Raw genomic sequence first — 17590 nt, forward strand, 5'->3', positions numbered from 1 at the left:
GCTGAGCCGGGGCCGGCCTGCGCGGGCACGCCGGCCCCACTCATTCCCTACACCGGGTCGTAGACCGTCACGGCGACCCCCCGACCCGTCAGATTCCGTGTGACCAGCGGCTCGACGACATCCCACCGCCCACCCGCCAGCCCGCAGCCGATCCGGGGCATGTGCACCGACGCCCGCAGGGCCACGGCCTCGTCCGCGAGCGATGCCAGGGCCCGGTCGATGGCCTCGTAGCGCACGGGCGCGTCGCCGGACGCCTTCGAAGTGCGGTTGCGCTTCCGTATGCCGTGCTGCCCGACCATGTTGGCCACCCACAGCTCGTCCTCGACCCGGACCAGCTGCAGCGCTCCGAGGGCGAAGCCGCTGGTCGCCCGGTCGCGGTGCCACGCGCGGTAGGCGGCTTCCGGCTGCCGCCACCGCCGGGAGACGGCGACGACGAAGCCCGCTCCCCAGCCGCCCGCGTCATTGCACACATGGGCGATGATCCTGGGTCCGGAGGCCTGCGGGAGCGTCGCGTCACCGCTCCTGTATTCGATCTCGGTGCTCATGTTCGCAAGCTACTGCGAGGGTCTGACACCTCGTCTTCGACACCACCGGTGAAGTCCGTTGTCAGTGGTGGGTGCGATGCTCGTTCAACGCGGGGCGAGCACGTGCCGCGGCATTGCTGACGAGTGGAAGACGAGGGGCGATTCCCATGCGCATCGTGGTCTGTGAATTCATGAGCCTGGACGGTGTCGTGCAGGCACCCGGCGGGCCCGAGGAGGACACCGACGGCGGCTTCGCCCACGGCGGATGGTCGCACCCGTTCTTCGACCCGGAGGTGGTGGGCGGCACCTTCGCGGAGACGCTGACCGAGGCCGAAGCGCTGCTGTTCGGGCGCCGCACGTGGCAGACCATGGCCGCGGCCTGGCCCGAGCGGGCGGGAGACCCGTTCGCCGACCGGATGAACGCCCTGCCGAAGTACGTGGTGTCGAGCTCGCTGAACGACGCGGACCTGACGTGGGACAACACCACCCGCATCCCGGGCGACGAGGCCGTCGCCCGCATCCGCGAGCTGCACGCGGCCGAGGGCGGCGACCTGCTGGTCATGGGCAGTCCCTCGCTCGTGCGGACGCTGCTTCGCGAGGGACTGGCCGGCGAGCTCCGGCTCATGATCATGCCGGTTCTGCTCGGGGGCGGGAAGTCGGTCTTCCCGGACGACGGGGTACTGCGCACGCTCGAACTGGTCTCCACGACCACCAGCAGTACGGGGGTGCAGGTGGTGCGCTACCGCCCCGTCGCCGGGGCGTAGGCCGGGGCTTCGGTCCTGACCCCCGAGGCAGGACCGAAGCCCCTGGTGTCAGCCCCTCAGCGGCCCCTCGCAGGAGAAGTCCGCCGTGCCGGCGGGCCGGTCGGTCCAGATGTCGACCTTGCCGAAGGAGCAGTTCATGTCGGCGAAGTTGTTGATGCCCTTCTTCGTGCGGTCGAGGATGAAGTAGTCGACCGTCCCGGACATGTCCTTGAAGACCAGGTCGGAGTTGCCCGGGCTGCTCAGGTTGGCGGTGATGCGGCCCGTGCAGACGAACCGCGGGCGGTCCGGGGAGCCGGCCGCGCGGCAGTCGGGCCCCGCGCCGGTCGTGGCCTTGAAGGACGCGCGCACCGTGGCGGGGTGGCCGGCGTCCAGCCCGCCGACGGGGGTGAACGCGGTCTCCGGCACGTAGAGGTCCTTGACCTTGGCGATCTGCTGGTCCAGGAAGGTGTCGTACGCGCGCTGCAGGGAGCCGTCGTGGCCGAGGCGGGAGCGCCAGGCGTCGAAGCCGGCCACGTCGTCGGCGCGGAGGTGACCGTACATCTCCTTGAGCAGCGACGGGTGCTCGCTCCAGAGGAACTCGAAGAAGGTGCCGGCGTACGCGTAGAAGCGGAAGCCGTCCCGGTCGTACTCGGCGTGCAGGAACTGGTCGATGGTCATGCGCGGCTTCCCGCCGGCCGTGTCGTTGATGATGCTCTGCACCAGCGACTTGCGGACCTTGATGCCCTCGCCCCGGGTGGCGCCGTCGAAGAACTCCGCCGTGCCCTCGTCCATGGCCGTCGTGCGGTCGCCCTCGTACCAGTGGCCCTCGCCGAAGAGGCCGGGGACCGCCCAGCGGCCGTTGAGGTAGTGCGTGTACTCGTGGCGGAACAGCTCCTCCAGCGTCAGTGAGGAGTCCTGCGGCACGCGGCGCTCGTACGTGTAGAAGGTGGCGCCCTTCTCGATGTAGATGCCGCCGTTGTTGGTGCTCATGCCCGTCAGCAGCGGGTGGTAGATCTCGTAGTCGGAGCGCGAGGCGTACAGCACGATATTCAGCGTGGCGTTGGTGTCGCCCGCGAGCGGCTCCTCCGTGCCGAGGACGCGGTGGAACTGGGCCTTGACCTGCTTGCTCGCGTAGTAGAGCCGGTCGACGGTGGCCCGGGGCAGGGCCGTGCGGACCTTGATGCCGCCCTCGTCGTACGTGTACGTGTTGGGGAAGAGCCGGGCCTCGATGTCCGTCTTGCACACGCCGTACTGCTTGCAGGCGCCGAGGTCGTTGAGCCAGCCGACGGTCTTGCCCCAGGGCTCGCTGCCCTCGCCGAAGGTGCGGACGACCGTGGACAGCACCTCGCCGAGCCCGGTCGTGATCTCGGCCTTCAGCGCGTCGACCTGGCCGAGCCGTCCGTATTCGCTGACGCCGTCGCGCGCCACCCAGGCGTTGGCCGTGCCCTTGAGGTGGGCGTAGCCGGCGAAGGCCTTGAGGGCCGCGCGGTAGGCGGGGTCCGCGGCGACGGCGGCGTGGAAGGCGCTGTCGTGGTTGCCGGGGTAGACGCCGAGGTAGCTGAGGGAGAGGGCGGCCAGTGCGGCACCGGCCCACGACTTGTCCTGGGCGGTGGCGGGGTGCGCGGCGTCCATCGTGGCCAGGACGCGCTTCATCAGCGGCAGCTGGTACTGGCGCAGCCCGGGGGCGCTGGCCGCGTAGAGGGCCTCGCGCAGGGACTCGGCGTTGGTGGGCGTGACGTCGAAGGTGCGGGAGGCGGTGCCGAAGGCGTCCACGGCGCGCCGCATGGCCTCCACGGTCGGCGCGTCGGTGATGTCGATCTCGCTGTGCGAGAAGTCCTGGTAGGCGACCGCGTGGAGGTAGGTGAACATCTCCAGAAGGTGGCTGCCGTTCTTCCCGTCGTGCCCGGCGGCGAGGCTCTCGATCCGGCGGGAGACGGCCTGGACGTGGTCGCGCGACATGACCGGCACCAGCCGCTGGTCCCAGGTCCACAGGACGTTGCGCAGGCAGCCGTCGGCCGTGACGGCCTGGTCGGCGAGGAAGTCGGCGAACTGCTCGGGGGAGAGCCCCGTGATGCCGTCGAGCGTGCACGGGACGGTGCCCCCGCGGAGAGTGGCGTGCGGAGCGGCGGAACCCGTCTTGCCCTTGGCGTCCTTCGGCTTGTCCGTCTTCGGGCCGGGCACGCGCCCGTCGGTGAGACCGCCGGGCGCGGACGGGGCCCGGACGGCCGTCTTCGGGGCCTCGGCGAGGCGGGTGACCTCGTCGAAGGGGTTCGGCGTGGGGGTGTCCCGGTGCACGGCCGCCGCGGGTGCCGCGGCCGAGGACGCCGGCGGGGGAGTGGAGGCCGCGAAGCCGGGCTGCACGGCGGTGCCTGCGCAGAGGGCCGTCGCTATGGAGGTGGTGAGCAGGGCTGCGCGCAGGGATCTGCGCGAGGTTCTGGAGCGATACACCGATGACTCCTGTGTGGGAGGTGTGGGTGGTGCAGGACGTGCGGACGCGCGTGACGGCGTCGGCGGTGAGGGATGGCGTGAGCGGGCTTCAACTCCCGCCCGCCGGGCGGGAGGTGGGGGAGCCGATTGGCCGCGCCATGTCATGTGTAACGTAGTAATGTGAAATTGCACTGACAACCCCTCAGACACCAAAGGTTGTCCAAGGTGTCAGCCGGCGGTCTCCGGGAAGTGGCAGGCGACCTCCCGCGCTTCGCCCGGCGCCGCGATCCGCAGCAGCGGCGCCTCGGTCCGGCAGACCTCCCGGGCCTTGGCGCACCGCGGGTGGAAGGTGCAGCCGGGCGGAGGAGCCGCCGGGCTCGGAGGATCGCCGAGCAAGGTGATCCGCTCCCGCGCCCGCTCGGCGGCCGGGTCCGGCAGCGGCACGGCGGAGAGCAGGGCCCGGGTGTACGGATGGGCCGGGGCCCCGTACACCCGCTGCTTGTCGCCCACTTCGACGATCCGCCCGAGGTACATCACCGCCACCCGGTCGCACACCCGCTTCACCACCGACAGGTCGTGGGCGATGAAGAGGTACGCGAGCCCGAGCTCCCGCTGCAGCCGTTCCATCAGGTTGACGATCTGGGCCTGTACGGAGACGTCGAGCGCCGAGACCGGCTCGTCGGCGACGATCAGCCGGGGACCGGTGGCCAGGGAACGGGCGATGCCGATGCGCTGCGCCTGCCCGCCGGAGAACTCGTGGGGATAGCGGTCGAGGTGCTCGGGGATGAGCCCGACCAGCTCCATCAGCTCCGCCGCCCGCCTGCGCGCGTCCGCCGCCGGAGTCCCCTGCACGAGCAGGGGGTCGGCGATGATCCGGGCCACGGTCTGGCGCGGGTTGAGGGAGGAGTGCGGGTCCTGGAAGACCATCTGCAGCTCGCGCCGGAGCGGCTTGAGCGCGCGCTGCCGCAGCCGGCTGATGTCCTGCCCGTCGTAGACGACCGACCCCGCGGTGGGCTCCAGCAGCCGTACGATCATGCGGCCCGTGGTCGACTTGCCGCATCCGGACTCGCCCACCAGGCCCAGGGTCTCGCCCGCCGCCAGCTCGAAGGAGACGCCGTCGACGGCCCGGACGGGCGCGGAACGCCCGCGCCGGCCGGGGAAGGTCATCGTCAGGTCCTGCACGGAGAGCAGGGGTGCGGTCATCGGGTGCCTCCGCGGGCCGGTGCGGCGCTGGTGTGCAGGGAGAGGTGACAGGCCACCAGGTGGCCACCGGACGGGGCGAGCGCGGGCAGGGTCTCCTCGCAGCGCCTGCGCTCGGCCGGGGACGCGGCCGCCGCGCGCGGGCAGCGCGGCGCGAACGCGCACCCGGGGGCCGGGTCCAGCAGGGACGGCGGGCTGCCCGGGATGGCCCGCAGGGGCTCGTCGTCGCTGTCGTCGAGGCGGGGGAGCGAGTCGAGCAGTCCGCGGGTGTAGGGGTGGGCCGGTGCCGCGAACAGGGCGTCGACCGGAGCCTGTTCGGCTGCCCGGCCGCCGTACATCACCAGCACCTCGTGGGCGACGCGCGCGACGACGCCGAGGTCGTGCGTGATCATGACGACGGCGAGGCCGCGCTGCTCCTGCAGCCGGGCGATCAGCTCCAGGATCTGGGCCTGGACGGTGACGTCGAGGGCGGTCGTCGGCTCGTCGGCGATGAGCAGGTCGGGTTCGCAGGCGAGAGCCGTGGCGATCATGACGCGCTGGCGCATGCCGCCGGAGAACTGGTGCGGGTAGTCGCCCGCCCGGCGGGCCGGCTCGGGGATGCCGACTTCCCCGAGCATCTCGACGGCCCGCCGCCGGGCGGCGGCGCGGCGGGAGCCGAAGTGGACGCGGTGGTGCTCGGCGATCTGCTCGCCGACGGTGTAGTAGGAGTGGAGGCTGGACAGCGGATCCTGGAAGATCATCGCCATCCGGCGGCCGCGCAGCCGGTTCAGCTCGCGTTCGGACAGGCCGGTCAGTTCGCGTCCGTCGAGGCGGACGGAGCCGCTGACGCGGGCGCCGGTGTGCAGGCCCATGACAGCCAGGGAGGTGACGGACTTGCCGGAGCCGGACTCGCCGACGATGCCGAGGGTCCGCCCGCGGTGCACGGCGAAGCCGAGGGAGTCCACGGCCCGTACGTCCCCGCGCCGGGTGGGGAAGGTGACGGTGAGGTCCTCGACGGTCAGCAGGGGCTGTTCCTGCGGGGCGGCCATCAGTACCTCACTCGCGGGTCGACGACGGCGTAGAGCAGGTCGACGGCCAGGTTGGCGACGACGATGAAGGCGGCGGCCAGCAGCGTGACGCCGAGGATGACCGGCTGGTCGCCGGTGGACAGCGCGCCGTAGAAGAGGCGGCCGATGCCGGGCAGCCCGAAGATGGACTCGGTGATGACCGCGCCCGCGAGCAGCCCGCCCAGGTCCATGCCGAAGAGGGTGAGGACCGGGGTCATGCCCGCCCGCAGCCCGTGCTTGACGACGACGGTGCGGCGCGGCAGGCCCTTGGCGCGGGCGGTGCGGATGTACGGCTCCGCCATCGTCTCGATCATCGAGCTGCGGCTCTGGCGCGCGTACATGGCGGCGTACAGGACGGCCAGCGCCAGCCACGGCAGGAGCAGGTTGGACGCCCAGTGCAGGGGGTCGCCGGAGAAGGGCACGTACTGCGGGTAGGGCAGCAGCCCGGCCGTGCGGATCAGGCCGTAGATCAGCATCACCGAGGTGAAGTAGACCGGCAGCGAGGCCGCGGCGACGGCGCCGACCATCAGGGCGCGGTCGGTGAGGGTGTCCTTGCGCAGGGCCGCCGTGACCCCGGCGCCCAGCCCGAGCACGAGCCACAGCACGGCCGCGCCCAGGGCGAGGGAGGCGGAGACCGGCAGGCGGTCCATCAGCAGGTCCCAGACGGCCTCGGAGTTCTCGTAGGAGTAGCCGAGGCAGGGGAAGGCGCAGTGCAGGGCGTACTGGCCGCTGCCCATGGTGCGGCCGGTGAAGATGCCGGTGACGAAGTCCGCGAACTGCCGCCACAGCGGCTGGTCCAGGCCCATGTGGGCGCGGATCGCCGCCAGCCGGTCGGCGCTGCAGGACTTGCCGCAGGCGGCGGCCGCCGGGTCGGAGGGCAGGACGTAGAAGATGGTGAAGGTGACGGCGGCGATGGCGACGAGCACGCCGGCGACGGCGAGGAGCCGGCGGCCGAGGTAGAGGATCACGGGCGGCCGCTCCTCGGGTCGAGGACGTCGCGCAGCGCGTCGCCGAGCAGGGTGAAGGCGAGCACCGTCAGGAACAGGCACGCGCTCGGGATGACGAAGTACATGGGGTCCGTGTCGTAGAAGGCGACGCTCTCGGCGATCATCTGCCCCCAGGAGGGGGTGGGCGGGCGGACGCCGACGCCCAGGTAGCTCAGGGCCGCCTCGGTGGCGATCATGCCGGGGATGATCAGCGTGGTGTAGGCGATGACGGGGCCGGAGACGCCGGGGAGGACGGCGCGGGTGAGGATGCGCCAGGGGCCCGAGCCGGCCACGCGGGCGGCGTCGACGTACTCGCGGTGCTTGAGCGAGAGGGTCTGGCCGCGGACGACGCGCGCGATGCCGGGCCAGCCGAACAGCCCGATGACGGCGGTCATCAGCACGATGCGGTTGACGTCCTTGGCCACCGACATCATGGCGATCATGAAGATGAGGGAGGGGAAGGACATGGTGAGGTCCATCAGGCGGGAGAGGACGGTGTCGGTGCGGCCGCCGAAGTAGCCCGCGGCGATGCCGGCGGCCGTGCCGGCGACGACCACGATCGCGGTGGCGGTCAGGGCGATCAGCAGGGAGACCTGTGCGCCGTGCACGACGCGGGCGAACAGATCGCGGCCGGTGACGGGTTCGACGCCGAGCCAGTGGGCGGGGGAGACGCCGCCGAGCGGGCCGAGGGGCCGGCCGCCGAGGTAGGGGTCGACGGCGGTCTTGTCGAACTCCTCGGGCGACCAGCCGGCGAGCGCGCTCCACAGGGGTGCGCCCGCCGCCATGAGCAGGAAGAGCACGACGACGGCGAGGGAGACCTTGACGGCGGTGCGGCGGCGCAGTTCGGCGCGGGCGAGCTGCCACGGGCCCTTGCCCGCGGGGACGTCCGCCGGTGCGGCCGTGGGGGGTACGGGTGCGGTGGTGGTCATGGTGCGGCGGCCCTCAGCCCCGGCTCTTGGCGGGGTCCTTGAGACCGACCGTGGCGTAGTCGATCTGGCCGGCGAAGGAGGTGTGCCCGTACGCGCCCGCGATGTTGGTGCCGAGGACCAGCGGCCAGCGGCGGACCAGCACCGGGACGGCCGGCGCCTTGGCGAGGATCTCCCCGTCCAGCTGCCGCCAGGCCCGGGCGGCCTGCTGCGGGTCGGTCATGGCGGCGATCTCGTCCATCCGCTTCATGACGGCTTCGTCGCGGAAGAGCGAGTGGTTGCCGGAGTTGCCCTTCTCCTTGATGTAGCGGCCGTCGAAGACGAAGGGCAGGAAGGTGGAGCCGGAGGGGTAGTCCGGGCACCAGCCGGTGTACACCATGCCGGTGCGGTTCTTGGTGTCGCCGATGGTGGCGTAGAACGCGGACGGGTCCACCGTCTCGATGGTGACCTTGATGCCCGCCTTCGCCAGCGACTGCTGGATCGCCTCGGCCCGGCCCTTGTCCCCGGACGACACCGTGAGCTGCGTGGAGAAGCCGTCCGGCTTGCCGGCCTCCTTCAGGAACTCCTTCGCCTTCGCGGTGTCCCCGGTGGCGGGGATCTTCAGGGTGTCGGGCTGCTTGCCGTCGAAGAGCGTGGCCGGCATGTAGGCGGTCGACGGGTCGTTGAAGGCGGGGCCGCCGGAGGCGGTCAGGACGGCGTCGCGGTCGAGGGCGTACTGCACGGCCCGCCGCACCCTGACGTCGTCGAAGGGGGCGCGCCCGGTGTCCATCTGGACCATGTCGGTGCAGTTCTGGGACTCGGCGAGCAGCCGTTCGCGCACCGCGGCGTCGGGCAGCACCTTCGCCGCGCTCTCGGGGCGCAGGGCGCCCCAGGAGACGGCGGAGGCGTCGGCGCCCTGGCTCGCGATGAGCCGGTCGTCGATCTGGTTGGCCTTGAGGCCCATGACGACGACCAGCTTGTCCGGGTACGCCTTGCGGACCTCGTCGGTCTTCGGGTCCCACTGGTCGTTGCGGACCAGGACCAGCTTCTTGCCCCGGTCGTACGCGTCGACCTTGTAGGGGCCGGAGGAGAACGGCCGGTTGTCGTACTGGGGCCCCTTGTCCCGGGCCTGCGGTACGGGCGCGAAGGCGGGCATGGCCGTGGCGTTGGGGAACTCGGCGAAGGGCTTGCGCAGTTCGAAGACGATCGTGCGCTCGTCCGGCGTCCTGACCGAATCCAGGTGCTTGCCCTGGGCCGGGCCCTGGTAGCCCTCGGCGCCGGCGAGGTAGCGGGCCGCGTAGTCGGAGCCGCCGGGGAGGTCGGGGGAGAAGGACCGCTCGACGTTGTACTTGACGTCCTGCGCGGTGACGGGCGAGCCGTCCTCGTACTTCACCCCCGGCTTGAGGTGGAACGTCCACGTCTTGGCGCCGTCCGAGGGGGTGCCGAGATCCGTGGCGAGGTCCGGGACCAGTTTGCCGCCCTCGGTGCCGGGCGCCGCCCGGTACGTCACCAGGGTGCGGTAGAGCAGCCGGGTCCCGAAGTCCATGTCGTTCATCACCCAGTTGCGGGCCGGGTCGAGGTGGGTGAAGTCCTGGTTGGACAGCACCGTGAGGGTGCCGCCCTTCTGCGGAGTGCCGCCGATCGCCGCGCCCTCGTGGGCGGCTGCCGGGTTCTTGCCGTCCTGGCCGCCGCCGGACTGCCGTTTCGCGGTCGAGCAACTGGTCGCCCCCAGGGCGAGGACGGCCGCCGTGGCGGCGGCCAGGGCGGTACACGTGCGCTTGTTCATCAGTGGTCACTCCGTGAACAGTCGAACAGCCGGTCGAGGCTGAAATGTGACCCGTAACATAGTAATGTGAAATTGCACTGACAAGGTGTCAGTCGCTCGTCCCGCACTCCGTTACCCACCTGTGTCCGAGGAGGACTCCCGTGAACGACCCCGCAGTTGGCGCGACCCGTCCGGCCAGTCACGACCTGCCGCCCTCGCCGGAGTTCGAGGCGTTCATGGCGTGCGGCTGGGCGGCGACCCCGCTGCCCGGCGGCATCCGGCTGCCCGTGGCGGACCTCGCCGCGGCCCGCCGGGCGAAGCTGTCGGCGCGCTTCCCCGGTGAGCGGCTGATCATTCCCGCCGGTGAGCTCAGGGTGCGGTCCAACGACTGCGACCACCGCTTCCGCCCGCACAGCGCGTACGCCTGGCTGACCGGGCTGACCGGCGAGGAGCAGGCCGGCCACGTGCTGGTCCTGGAGCCCGACGGCCCGCAGCGGCACGAAGCCGTGCTGTACGTCCGGCCGCGCTCGTCCCGCAGGGGCCCGGAGTTCTACCGCGACCGCCGCTACGGCGAGTTCTGGGTCGGCCGCCGCCCCGACCTCGCCGAGGCCGAGCGCATGACCGGCATCCGCTGCGAGCACCTGGAGACCTACGGCCGGCTGCCGCCCGGCCGCGACGCCTCCCGGGACGCCGGCCTCGCCGCCGCCCTCAGCGAACTGCGGCTGGTCAAGGACGCGTGGGAGGTCGAGCAGCTGCAGCAGGCCGTGGACCACACCGTCGCCGGCTTCGAGGACGTCGTACGGGCACTCCCGCGCGCCCTCGCCCACCCGCGCGGCGAGCGCTGGATCGAGGGCGTCTTCGGCCTGCGCGCCCGGGCGGAGGGCAACGGCACCGGCTACGAGACCATCGCCGCCTCCGGCGCCCACGCGTGCACCCTGCACTGGATCCGCAACGACGGCCGGCTCGACCCCCGCGAACTCCTGCTCCTGGACGCCGGCGTGGAGACGGACAGCCTCTACACCTCCGACATCACCCGCACCCTGCCGCTGTCCGGGCGCTTCTCGTCCGTCCAGCGGCAGGTCTACGAACTCGTCCTCGCCGCCCAGGAGGCCGGCATCGCCGCCCTCCGGCCCGGCGCGAGCTTCCGCGACTTCCACCGGGCCGGCATGCGCGTCATCGCCGAGGGACTCGCGGAGTGGGGCGTGCTCAAGAGCCCCGAGGGCGACCTCCACCGCCGCTACACCCTGTGCAGCAGCGGCCACATGCTCGGCCTGGACGTCCACGACTGCGCCCAGGCGCGGGCGGACGTCTACCTCGACGGCGTCCTGGAGGAGGGGCAGGTCCTCACCGTCGAGCCCGGCCTCTACCTCCAGGCCGACGACGAGACGCTGCCGGCCGAGCTGCGCGGCATAGGCGTGCGTATCGAGGACGACCTGGTCATCACCGCCGACGGGGCACGCCTGATGTCGCATGCGCTGCCGCGCACCCCGGACGCGGTCGAGACGTGGATGGGCGAACTCCTCGCCGGCTGACCGGAGATCGGGGGCGTCAGGTCCGGACCAGCTCTTGGCAGCGCGTAGTGCAATGTGAAATATTACTGACGTGCCCATGAGTAACTCCCCGGACGTCACCGACGTCATCGTCGTCGGGGCGGGAGTGGTCGGCGCCGCCTGCGCCTACTACGCCGCCCGCTCCGGCCTCTCCGTCACCGTGATCGACCGCGGTCCCGTCGCCGGCGGCACCACGGGCGCCGGCGAAGGCAACCTCCTGGTGTCCGACAAGGAACCGGGCCCCGAGCTCGAACTCGCCCTGCTCTCCGCCCGCTTGTGGCGGGAGCTGGTCCGGGACCTCCCGGCGCCGGTCGAGTACGAGCCCAAGGGCGGCCTCGTCGTCGCCTCCGACGCCGGCGGCATGGACGCGCTGCGGAAGTTCGCCGCCGCCCAGTCCGAGGCCGGCGTCACGGCCGAGGAGATACCCGCCGCCCGGCTGCAGGACCTGGAGCCGCACCTGGCCCCGGGCCTCGCGGGCGGCTTCCACTACCCGCAGGACGCCCAGGTCCAGCCGGCCCTCGCCGCCGCCCGCCTGCTGCACGCGTCGGGCGCCCGCGTGCGCACCGGCGAGGAGGTCACCGCCGTCCTCACCGGCGCGAACGGCGAAGTGCGGGGGGTCCGCACCGCAGCCGGCGACCTGCACGCCCCGTACGTCGTCAACGCCGCCGGCACCTGGGGCGGCGAGGTGGCCCGGCTCGCCGGCTCCCACCTGCCCGTCCTGCCCCGCCGCGGCTTCGTGCTCGTCACCGAGCCCCTGCCGCGCGTGGTGCGGCACAAGGTCTACGCCGCCGACTACGTCGCCGACGTGGCCAGCGGCTCGGCGGCGCTGCAGACCTCCGCGGTGGTCGAGGGCACCCCCGCGGGCCCGGTCCTCATCGGCGCCAGCCGCGAACGGGTCGGCTTCGACCGCACGCTGTCGGTGGAGGTGCTCCGGCGCCTCGCCGCCCAGGCCACGGCGCTGTTCCCGGTGCTGGCAGCGGTACGGGCCATCCGCACGTACGGCGGCTTCCGCCCGTACCTGCCCGACCACCTGCCCGCCATCGGCTCCGACCCCCGCGTCCCCGGGCTGCTGCACGCCTGCGGCCACGAGGGCGCGGGCATCGGGCTCGCCCCGGCCACCGGCCTCGCCGTCGCCCGGCTGCTGACGGGGGACCGGCCTCCGCTCGACCTGGGCCCGTTCCGGCCCGGGCGCTTCGCCCCCGCTGCCTGATCCCGCCGTCCCGCCGCCCCCCCCAGTTCTCCCGGTGCGAGCCCCGGTCTCCCGGCTCCCCGCACCGCCCTTCCCCGAAAGGAGGCCCGCAGTGGCCCGTACCCCCGCCGGCCTGGTCAGGGCGGAGCCCGGCCCGCCCTTCGAGATCACCTTCGACGGCCGTACGGTGACCGCCCTGCCCGGACAGTCCCTCGCCGCCGCCCTGTGGGGCGCGGGCATCCTCGCCTGGCGCACCACCCGGCACGGCGGCCGCCCGCGCGGCGCCTTCTGCGGCATCGGGCAGTGCTACGACTGCCTCGCCACCGTCAACGGAGAACCCAACCGCCGCGCCTGCCTCACACCCGCCCGCCCCGGCGACGCGATCACCACCCAGGAGGGACACGGCCATGCCGGGCTCGCCGTCTGAACCGTACGACCTCGCGGTGATCGGCGCCGGCCCCGCAGGCCTCGCCGGCGCCGTCACCGCCGGCGAACTCGGCCTGACCGTGGCCCTCCTGGACGCCGCGGAGCAGACCGGCGGCCAGTACTTCCGCCACCCCGCCCCCGCCCTGGGCGCCGCGCGGCCCCAGGCCCTGCACCACGACTGGCCCGCCTTCACCGCACTGCGCCGGCGCCTGGAGCGGAGCCGGGCCGTCCACCTCGCCCGCCACCACGTCTGGACCGTCACCCGCCAGGGCGACGAGGCGTGGACCGTGCACGCCCTCACCGGCGCCGACGGCGAAGGCGAACGGCCCGTACGCCTGCACGCCCGGGCCGTGCTGTTCGCCACCGGCGCCGCCGAACGCCACCTGCCCTTCCCCGGCTGGACCCTGCCCGGAGTCGTCGGGGCCGGCGGCGCCCAGGCCATGCTCAAATCCGGGCTCGTCCTGCCCGGACAGCGGATCGTCGTCGCGGGCAGCGGCCCCCTCCTCCTCGCCGTCGCCTCCTCGCTCGCCACCGCCGGCGCCCGCGTCCCCGCCGTCGTCGAGGCCTCCGGCTACCTCGGCTACGCCCGCAGCCCGCGCGCCCTCGCCACCAACCCCGGCAAGCTCCTCGAAGCCGCCGTCCACGGCAGCGCACTGCTGCGCCACCGCATACCGCTGCACACCCGCAGCGCCGTCACCGCTGTCCACGGCACCGACCGCGTCGAGGCCGTCACCGTCTCCCGGCTCGACCGCGACTGGCGCCCCCTGCCCGGCACGGGCCGCCGCATCCCCTGCGACGCCCTGGCCGCCGGACACGGACTCGCCCCCCAGACCGAACTCGCCACCGGCCTCGGCTGCGCCACCCGGCGCACGCCCGACGGCACGCACGCCCTCGCCCTGGACAGCCTCCAGCAGACCTCGGTGACCGGCCTGTGGGCCGCGGGCGAGACCGGCGGCACCGGCGGCTGGGAACTCGCCCGCACCGAGGGCGAACTGGCGGGCATCGCGATCGCCGCCCGGCTGCGCCGCCGCCCCGCCCTCACCGGCAGCCGCCGCGCCCGGGGCCTCGCCCGGCGCCGCGACCGCCTGCGCGCCTTCGCCGGCGCCATGGCCGCCGCCCACGCCCCCCGCCCCGGCTGGACGGCCTGGCTCACCGACGACACCGACGTCTGCCGCTGCGAAGAAGTGACCGCCGGCAGCATCCGCGAGGCGGCCGGCGAACTCGGCGCCCGCGACGCCCGGACCGTCAAACTCCTCACCCGCGCCGGCATGGGCTGGTGCCAGGGCCGCGTGTGCGGCGCGGCCGTGGCCTGCCTCGCGGCGGAGGGCGGTACGGAACAGGGGACCGTACCGCCCTCCGCCGAACGCCGGCCGCTCGCCGTGCCCGTACCCCTCGGGCTCCTCGGCTCCGCACCCGAAGACCGACCCCACCCACCGAAAGGCCGACCCGCATGACCACCACCTCCTGGACCCCCGCCCGCCCCTGGCGCGGCATCATGGTCGCCACCGCCCTCCCGCTGCGCGAGGACCTCTCCGTCGACCACGACGCCTACGCCGCACACGTCCGCCACCTGCTCGACAACGGCTGCGACGGCGTCGTCCCCAACGGCTCCCTCGGCGAATACCAGACCCTCACCCCGGACGAGCGCGCCCGGGTGGTGCGCACCGCCGTCGAAGCGGCCGGCGACGGGGCACGGGTCATGCCCGGCGTCGCCGCCTACGGCAGCGCCGAGGCCCGCCGCTGGGCCGAGCAGGCCGCCGAAGCCGGCTGCGGATCCGTCCTGCTGCTCCCGCCCAACGCCTACCGCGCCGACGAGCAGGCCGTACGCGCCCACTACGCGGACGTCGCCGCGGCCGGCATACCCGTCGTCGCCTACAACAACCCCATCGACACCAAGGTCGACCTGACCCCCGCGCTCCTGGCCCGGCTGCACGCCGACGGCCACATCGTGGCCGTCAAGGAGTTCACCGGCGACGTCCGCCGCGCCTACGAGATCGCCGAACTCGCCCCCGAACTCGACCTGCTGATCGGCGCGGACGACGTCCTCCTGGAGCTCGCCACCGCCGGCGCCGTCGGCTGGATCGCCGGCTACCCCAACGCCTTCCCCGCCACCTGCGCCGCGCTCTACCACGCCGCCGTCGCCGGAGACCTGCAGACGGCCCTGCCTCTCTACCGCTCGCTGCACCCCCTGCTGCGCTGGGACTCCCGCACGGAGTTCGTGCAGGCCATCAAGCTCTCCATGGACCTCACCGGCCGGCACGGCGGCCCGGTCCGCCCGCCGCGCCTCCCGCTCACCGGCGAGGCCGAGGCCGCGGTGCGCGCCGCCACGGAGAAGGCCGTCGCCGACGGCCACCACTGACCCGTACCGGCAGCCCACCCGTACTTCAGCGGAAGGACGTCCGTTGCGCACCCGCCACATCTTCCACGCCGTCGACTCGCACACCGAGGGCATGCCCACGCGCGTCATCACCGGTGGCGTCGGCGTGATCCCCGGCGCCACCATGGCCGAGCGCCGGCTCCACTTCACCGAGCACATGGACCACCTCCGCACGCTCCTGATGTACGAGCCGCGCGGCCACGCCTCCATGAGCGGCGCGATCCTCCAGCCCCCCACCCGGCCCGACGCCGACTACGGCGTCCTCTACATCGAGGTCTCCGGCCTGCTGCCCATGTGCGGGCACGGCACCATCGGCGTGGCGACCGTGCTCGTCGAGACCGGCATGGTGCCCGTCAGCGAACCCGTCACCACCGTGCGCCTCGACACCCCGGCCGGCCTGATCACCGCCGACGTCCAGGTCGAGGGCGGCGCGGCCAAGGCCGTCACGCTGACCAACGTGCCCTCCTTCTGCGTCGGCCTCGACCGCAAGGCGGACGTGCCGGGTTACGGCACGGTCACCTACGACCTCGCCTTCGGCGGCAACTTCTACGCCTTCGTCGAACTCGACGCCCTGGGGCTGCCCTTCGACCGGGCCCGCAAGGACGACCTGCTCGCCGCCGGGCTCGCCGTCATGGACGCCGTCAACGCCTCGCCCGACCGGCCCGTCCACCCGGAACGCCCCGAGATCAACGGCCTCAAGCACGTCTACCTCGCCGCCCCCGGCTCGGACGCCCGCCGCTCCCGGCACGCCATGGCCATCCACCCCGGCTGGTTCGACCGTTCGCCCTGCGGCACCGGCACGTCCGCCCGGATGGCACAGCTGCACGCCCGCGGCGCGCTCCCCCTGGAGCGCGACTTCGTCAACGAGTCCTTCATCGGCACCCGGTTCACCGGCCGGCTGGTGGGGGAGACGCAGGTCGGCGGGGTGCCCGCCGTCGTGCCCGCCATCACCGGACGCGCTTGGATCACCGGCACCGCCCAGTACTTCCTCGACCCGGACGACCCCTTCCCCGGAGGCTTCCTCCTGTGACCGCCGACCCGACGTCCACCACCCCCGTCGTCTCCGTCAACCCCGCCGACCCCTCCGACATCGTCACCGAAGTGCCCGCCGCCGGCGCCCCGGCCGCCGCTGCCGCCGTCGACCGGGCCCGCGCCGTCCAGCCCGGCTGGCTCCTCGCCGGTGCAGCCGCCCGCTCCGCGGCGCTCTCCGCCGTCGCCGCGGCCGTCGAGGCCGCCGCCGGCGAACTGGCCGCCCTCGCCGTGCGCGAGGTGGGCAAGCCGCTCGCCGAGGCCCGCGCCGAGGTCGCGCGGACGGCCGCGATCTGGCGGTACTACGCCCAGGCGCCCTACGAGGCGGCCGGCGCCGTCCACGAGACGGCCGCCGGCCCCGGGCTGCTGCTGACCCGGCGCCGCCCGCACGGCGTCGCCGGCCTCATCACGCCCTGGAACTTCCCGTTCGCCATCCCGTCCTGGAAGGCCGCCCCGGCCCTGGCCGTCGGCAACACGGCCGTCCTCAAGCCCGCGCCCGAAGCCACGGCGTGCGCCATGCGGCTGGCCGAGATCATCCAGCAGGCGGTGCCCGGCGGGGTGTTCGCCGTGGTCCCCGGCGGCGCGACGGAAGGCAGCGCCGTCGTCTCGGCCGCCGACGCCGTCTCCTTCACCGGCTCCACCGCCGCCGGCAGCGCCGTCGCCCGGGCCGCCGCGGCCCGGGGCGTACCGGTCCAGGCCGAGACGGGCGGGCTGAACGCGGCGATCGTCCTGCCCGACGCCGGCATCGAACGCGCCGCCGCCCACATCGCCGCCGCCGTCGCCGGATACGCGGGGCAGAAGTGCACCGCCACCAGCCGCGTCATCGCCGTCGGCGCCGCCCTCGGCCCGCTGCGCGACGCCCTCGCGGAGGCCCTGCGCACCCTGCCCGTAGGCGATCCGGCCGACCCGGCGACGGTGTGCGGCCCGCTCGTCTCGGCCGCGGCCCACGACCGCTTCCACCAGGCGACGGACGGCGTCCCCGTCCTCGCCGCGGGCCCTGCCGTGGAGGGCCCCGGGTGGTACGCGGCGCCCACCGTCGCCGAGAAGGTGCCGGACGGCCACCCGCTGCTCACCGAGGAGGTCTTCGCCCCCGTCGCCGCCCTGATCCCCGCGGACGACCTGGAGCACGCCGTACGGATCAGCAACGCCGTCCCGTACGGCCTGGTCACCTCCGTCCACACCGCGGACCTGGAGGCGGCGCTGCACGGCCTCGACCGGCTCGACACCGGCATGATCCGCATCAACGCCCCGTCCACCGGCGTCGACTTCCACCTGCCCTTCGGCGGCACCAAGGCCTCCGGTCACGGGCCGCGCGAACAGGGCCGCGCGGCACTGGACTTCTACACCTCCAGCCGCACGTACACCCTGGCGCCCTGAGCACGATGTGACATTGTACGCTCGGTGTTCCGGCCAGGTACGGACC

Annotated in this window: 15 protein-coding genes; 8 read left to right on the forward strand and 7 right to left on the reverse strand. The window is 73.6% G+C overall.

Translation table 11 applies throughout. The features are described from left to right. Positions 1-47 precede the first annotated feature (47 nt). Positions 48-545 (reverse strand): Appr-1-p processing protein, encoded by a 498-nt coding sequence (locus ACFZCD_RS10470; protein WP_391829402.1) that lies wholly within the window; start codon positions 543-545, stop codon positions 48-50. 146 nt (positions 546-691) lie between these two features. Between ACFZCD_RS10470 and ACFZCD_RS10475 the strand changes: the two genes are divergently transcribed. After that, positions 692-1288 (forward strand): dihydrofolate reductase family protein, encoded by a 597-nt coding sequence (locus ACFZCD_RS10475; RefSeq protein WP_391829403.1) that lies wholly within the window; start codon positions 692-694, stop codon positions 1286-1288. 48 nt (positions 1289-1336) lie between these two features. On the opposite strand, the gene ACFZCD_RS10480 is transcribed toward ACFZCD_RS10475, so the two are convergent. The 6 genes from ACFZCD_RS10480 to ACFZCD_RS10505 form a co-directional block, all read right to left on the reverse strand. Beyond that, positions 1337-3715, reverse strand: coding sequence for a collagenase (locus ACFZCD_RS10480; RefSeq protein WP_391829404.1), 2379 nt, complete (start codon positions 3713-3715; stop codon positions 1337-1339). Positions 3716-3922: 207 nt separating this feature from the next. Continuing rightward, a complete protein-coding gene (locus ACFZCD_RS10485) occupies positions 3923-4897 on the reverse strand; it encodes an ABC transporter ATP-binding protein (protein WP_391829405.1) in 975 nt (324 codons plus the stop codon). Further along, the gene (locus ACFZCD_RS10490; RefSeq protein ID WP_391829406.1) at positions 4894-5922 is read right to left on the reverse strand and encodes an ABC transporter ATP-binding protein; all 1029 of its coding nucleotides are present in this window, start codon (positions 5920-5922) and stop codon (positions 4894-4896) included. Before ACFZCD_RS10490 ends, ACFZCD_RS10485 begins: the two co-directional genes overlap by 4 nt. Next, positions 5922-6908 (reverse strand): ABC transporter permease, encoded by a 987-nt coding sequence (locus ACFZCD_RS10495; protein ID WP_391829407.1) that lies wholly within the window; start codon positions 6906-6908, stop codon positions 5922-5924. The genes ACFZCD_RS10490 and ACFZCD_RS10495 overlap by 1 nt, the downstream gene beginning before the upstream one ends. Then, complete coding sequence (locus ACFZCD_RS10500; protein ID WP_391829408.1) at positions 6905-7855, reverse strand: ABC transporter permease; 951 nt, start codon at positions 7853-7855, stop codon at positions 6905-6907. The genes ACFZCD_RS10495 and ACFZCD_RS10500 overlap by 4 nt, the downstream gene beginning before the upstream one ends. A 13-nt stretch (positions 7856-7868) precedes the next feature. Further along, positions 7869-9617, reverse strand: a complete 1749-nt coding sequence (locus ACFZCD_RS10505) for an ABC transporter substrate-binding protein (RefSeq protein ID WP_391829409.1) — start codon at positions 9615-9617, stop codon at positions 7869-7871. A 140-nt stretch (positions 9618-9757) separates the two neighbouring features. On the opposite strand from ACFZCD_RS10505, the gene ACFZCD_RS10510 reads away from it, so the two are divergent. The 7 genes from ACFZCD_RS10510 to ACFZCD_RS10540 all read left to right on the forward strand — a co-directional run bounded on the left by ACFZCD_RS10510 (position 9758) and on the right by ACFZCD_RS10540 (position 17544). Next, a complete protein-coding gene (locus ACFZCD_RS10510; protein WP_391829410.1) occupies positions 9758-11128 on the forward strand; it encodes an aminopeptidase P family protein in 1371 nt (456 codons plus the stop codon). 76 nt (positions 11129-11204) lie between these two features. Beyond that, positions 11205-12356: an NAD(P)/FAD-dependent oxidoreductase gene (locus ACFZCD_RS10515; RefSeq protein WP_391829411.1), complete on the forward strand. Its 1152-nt coding sequence runs from the start codon at positions 11205-11207 to the stop codon at positions 12354-12356. Between the two features lie 91 nt (positions 12357-12447). Then, positions 12448-12762: a (2Fe-2S)-binding protein gene (locus ACFZCD_RS10520; RefSeq protein WP_391829412.1), complete on the forward strand. Its 315-nt coding sequence runs from the start codon at positions 12448-12450 to the stop codon at positions 12760-12762. Next, the gene (locus tag ACFZCD_RS10525) at positions 12743-14215 is read left to right on the forward strand and encodes an NAD(P)/FAD-dependent oxidoreductase (protein WP_391829413.1); all 1473 of its coding nucleotides are present in this window, start codon (positions 12743-12745) and stop codon (positions 14213-14215) included. The genes ACFZCD_RS10520 and ACFZCD_RS10525 overlap by 20 nt, the downstream gene beginning before the upstream one ends. Further along, positions 14212-15120: a dihydrodipicolinate synthase family protein gene (locus ACFZCD_RS10530; RefSeq protein ID WP_391829414.1), complete on the forward strand. Its 909-nt coding sequence runs from the start codon at positions 14212-14214 to the stop codon at positions 15118-15120. The genes ACFZCD_RS10525 and ACFZCD_RS10530 overlap by 4 nt, the downstream gene beginning before the upstream one ends. A gap of 43 nt (positions 15121-15163) precedes the next feature. Continuing rightward, on the forward strand, positions 15164-16168 hold the full coding sequence (locus ACFZCD_RS10535) for a proline racemase family protein (protein ID WP_391829415.1): 1005 nt from the start codon (positions 15164-15166) through the stop codon (positions 16166-16168). Further along, entirely contained in the window at positions 16165-17544 is a 1380-nt protein-coding gene (locus ACFZCD_RS10540; RefSeq protein ID WP_391829416.1) for an aldehyde dehydrogenase family protein, read from the forward strand. Before ACFZCD_RS10535 ends, ACFZCD_RS10540 begins: the two co-directional genes overlap by 4 nt. Positions 17545-17590: the final 46 nt, after the last annotated feature.

The organism is Streptomyces sp. NPDC008001, assembly GCF_042958085.1.
Lineage (GTDB): Bacteria > Actinomycetota > Actinomycetes > Streptomycetales > Streptomycetaceae > Streptomyces.

Bases quoted from the DNA above. Each gene is read 5' to 3' on its own strand.
- ACFZCD_RS10470 (WP_391829402.1), bottom strand. From the start codon at position 545: ATGAGCACCGAGATCGAATACAGGAGCGGTGACGCGACGCTCCCGCAG.
- ACFZCD_RS10475 (WP_391829403.1), top strand. From the start codon at position 692: ATGCGCATCGTGGTCTGTGAATTCATGAGCCTGGACGGTGTCGTGCAG.
- ACFZCD_RS10485 (WP_391829405.1), bottom strand. From the start codon at position 4,897: ATGACCGCACCCCTGCTCTCCGTGCAGGACCTGACGATGACCTTCCCC.
- ACFZCD_RS10490 (WP_391829406.1), bottom strand. From the start codon at position 5,922: ATGGCCGCCCCGCAGGAACAGCCCCTGCTGACCGTCGAGGACCTCACC.
- ACFZCD_RS10500 (WP_391829408.1), bottom strand. From the start codon at position 7,855: ATGACCACCACCGCACCCGTACCCCCCACGGCCGCACCGGCGGACGTC.
- ACFZCD_RS10505 (WP_391829409.1), bottom strand. From the start codon at position 9,617: ATGAACAAGCGCACGTGTACCGCCCTGGCCGCCGCCACGGCGGCCGTC.
- ACFZCD_RS10515 (WP_391829411.1), top strand. From the start codon at position 11,205: ATGAGTAACTCCCCGGACGTCACCGACGTCATCGTCGTCGGGGCGGGA.
- ACFZCD_RS10525 (WP_391829413.1), top strand. From the start codon at position 12,743: ATGCCGGGCTCGCCGTCTGAACCGTACGACCTCGCGGTGATCGGCGCC.
- ACFZCD_RS10530 (WP_391829414.1), top strand. From the start codon at position 14,212: ATGACCACCACCTCCTGGACCCCCGCCCGCCCCTGGCGCGGCATCATG.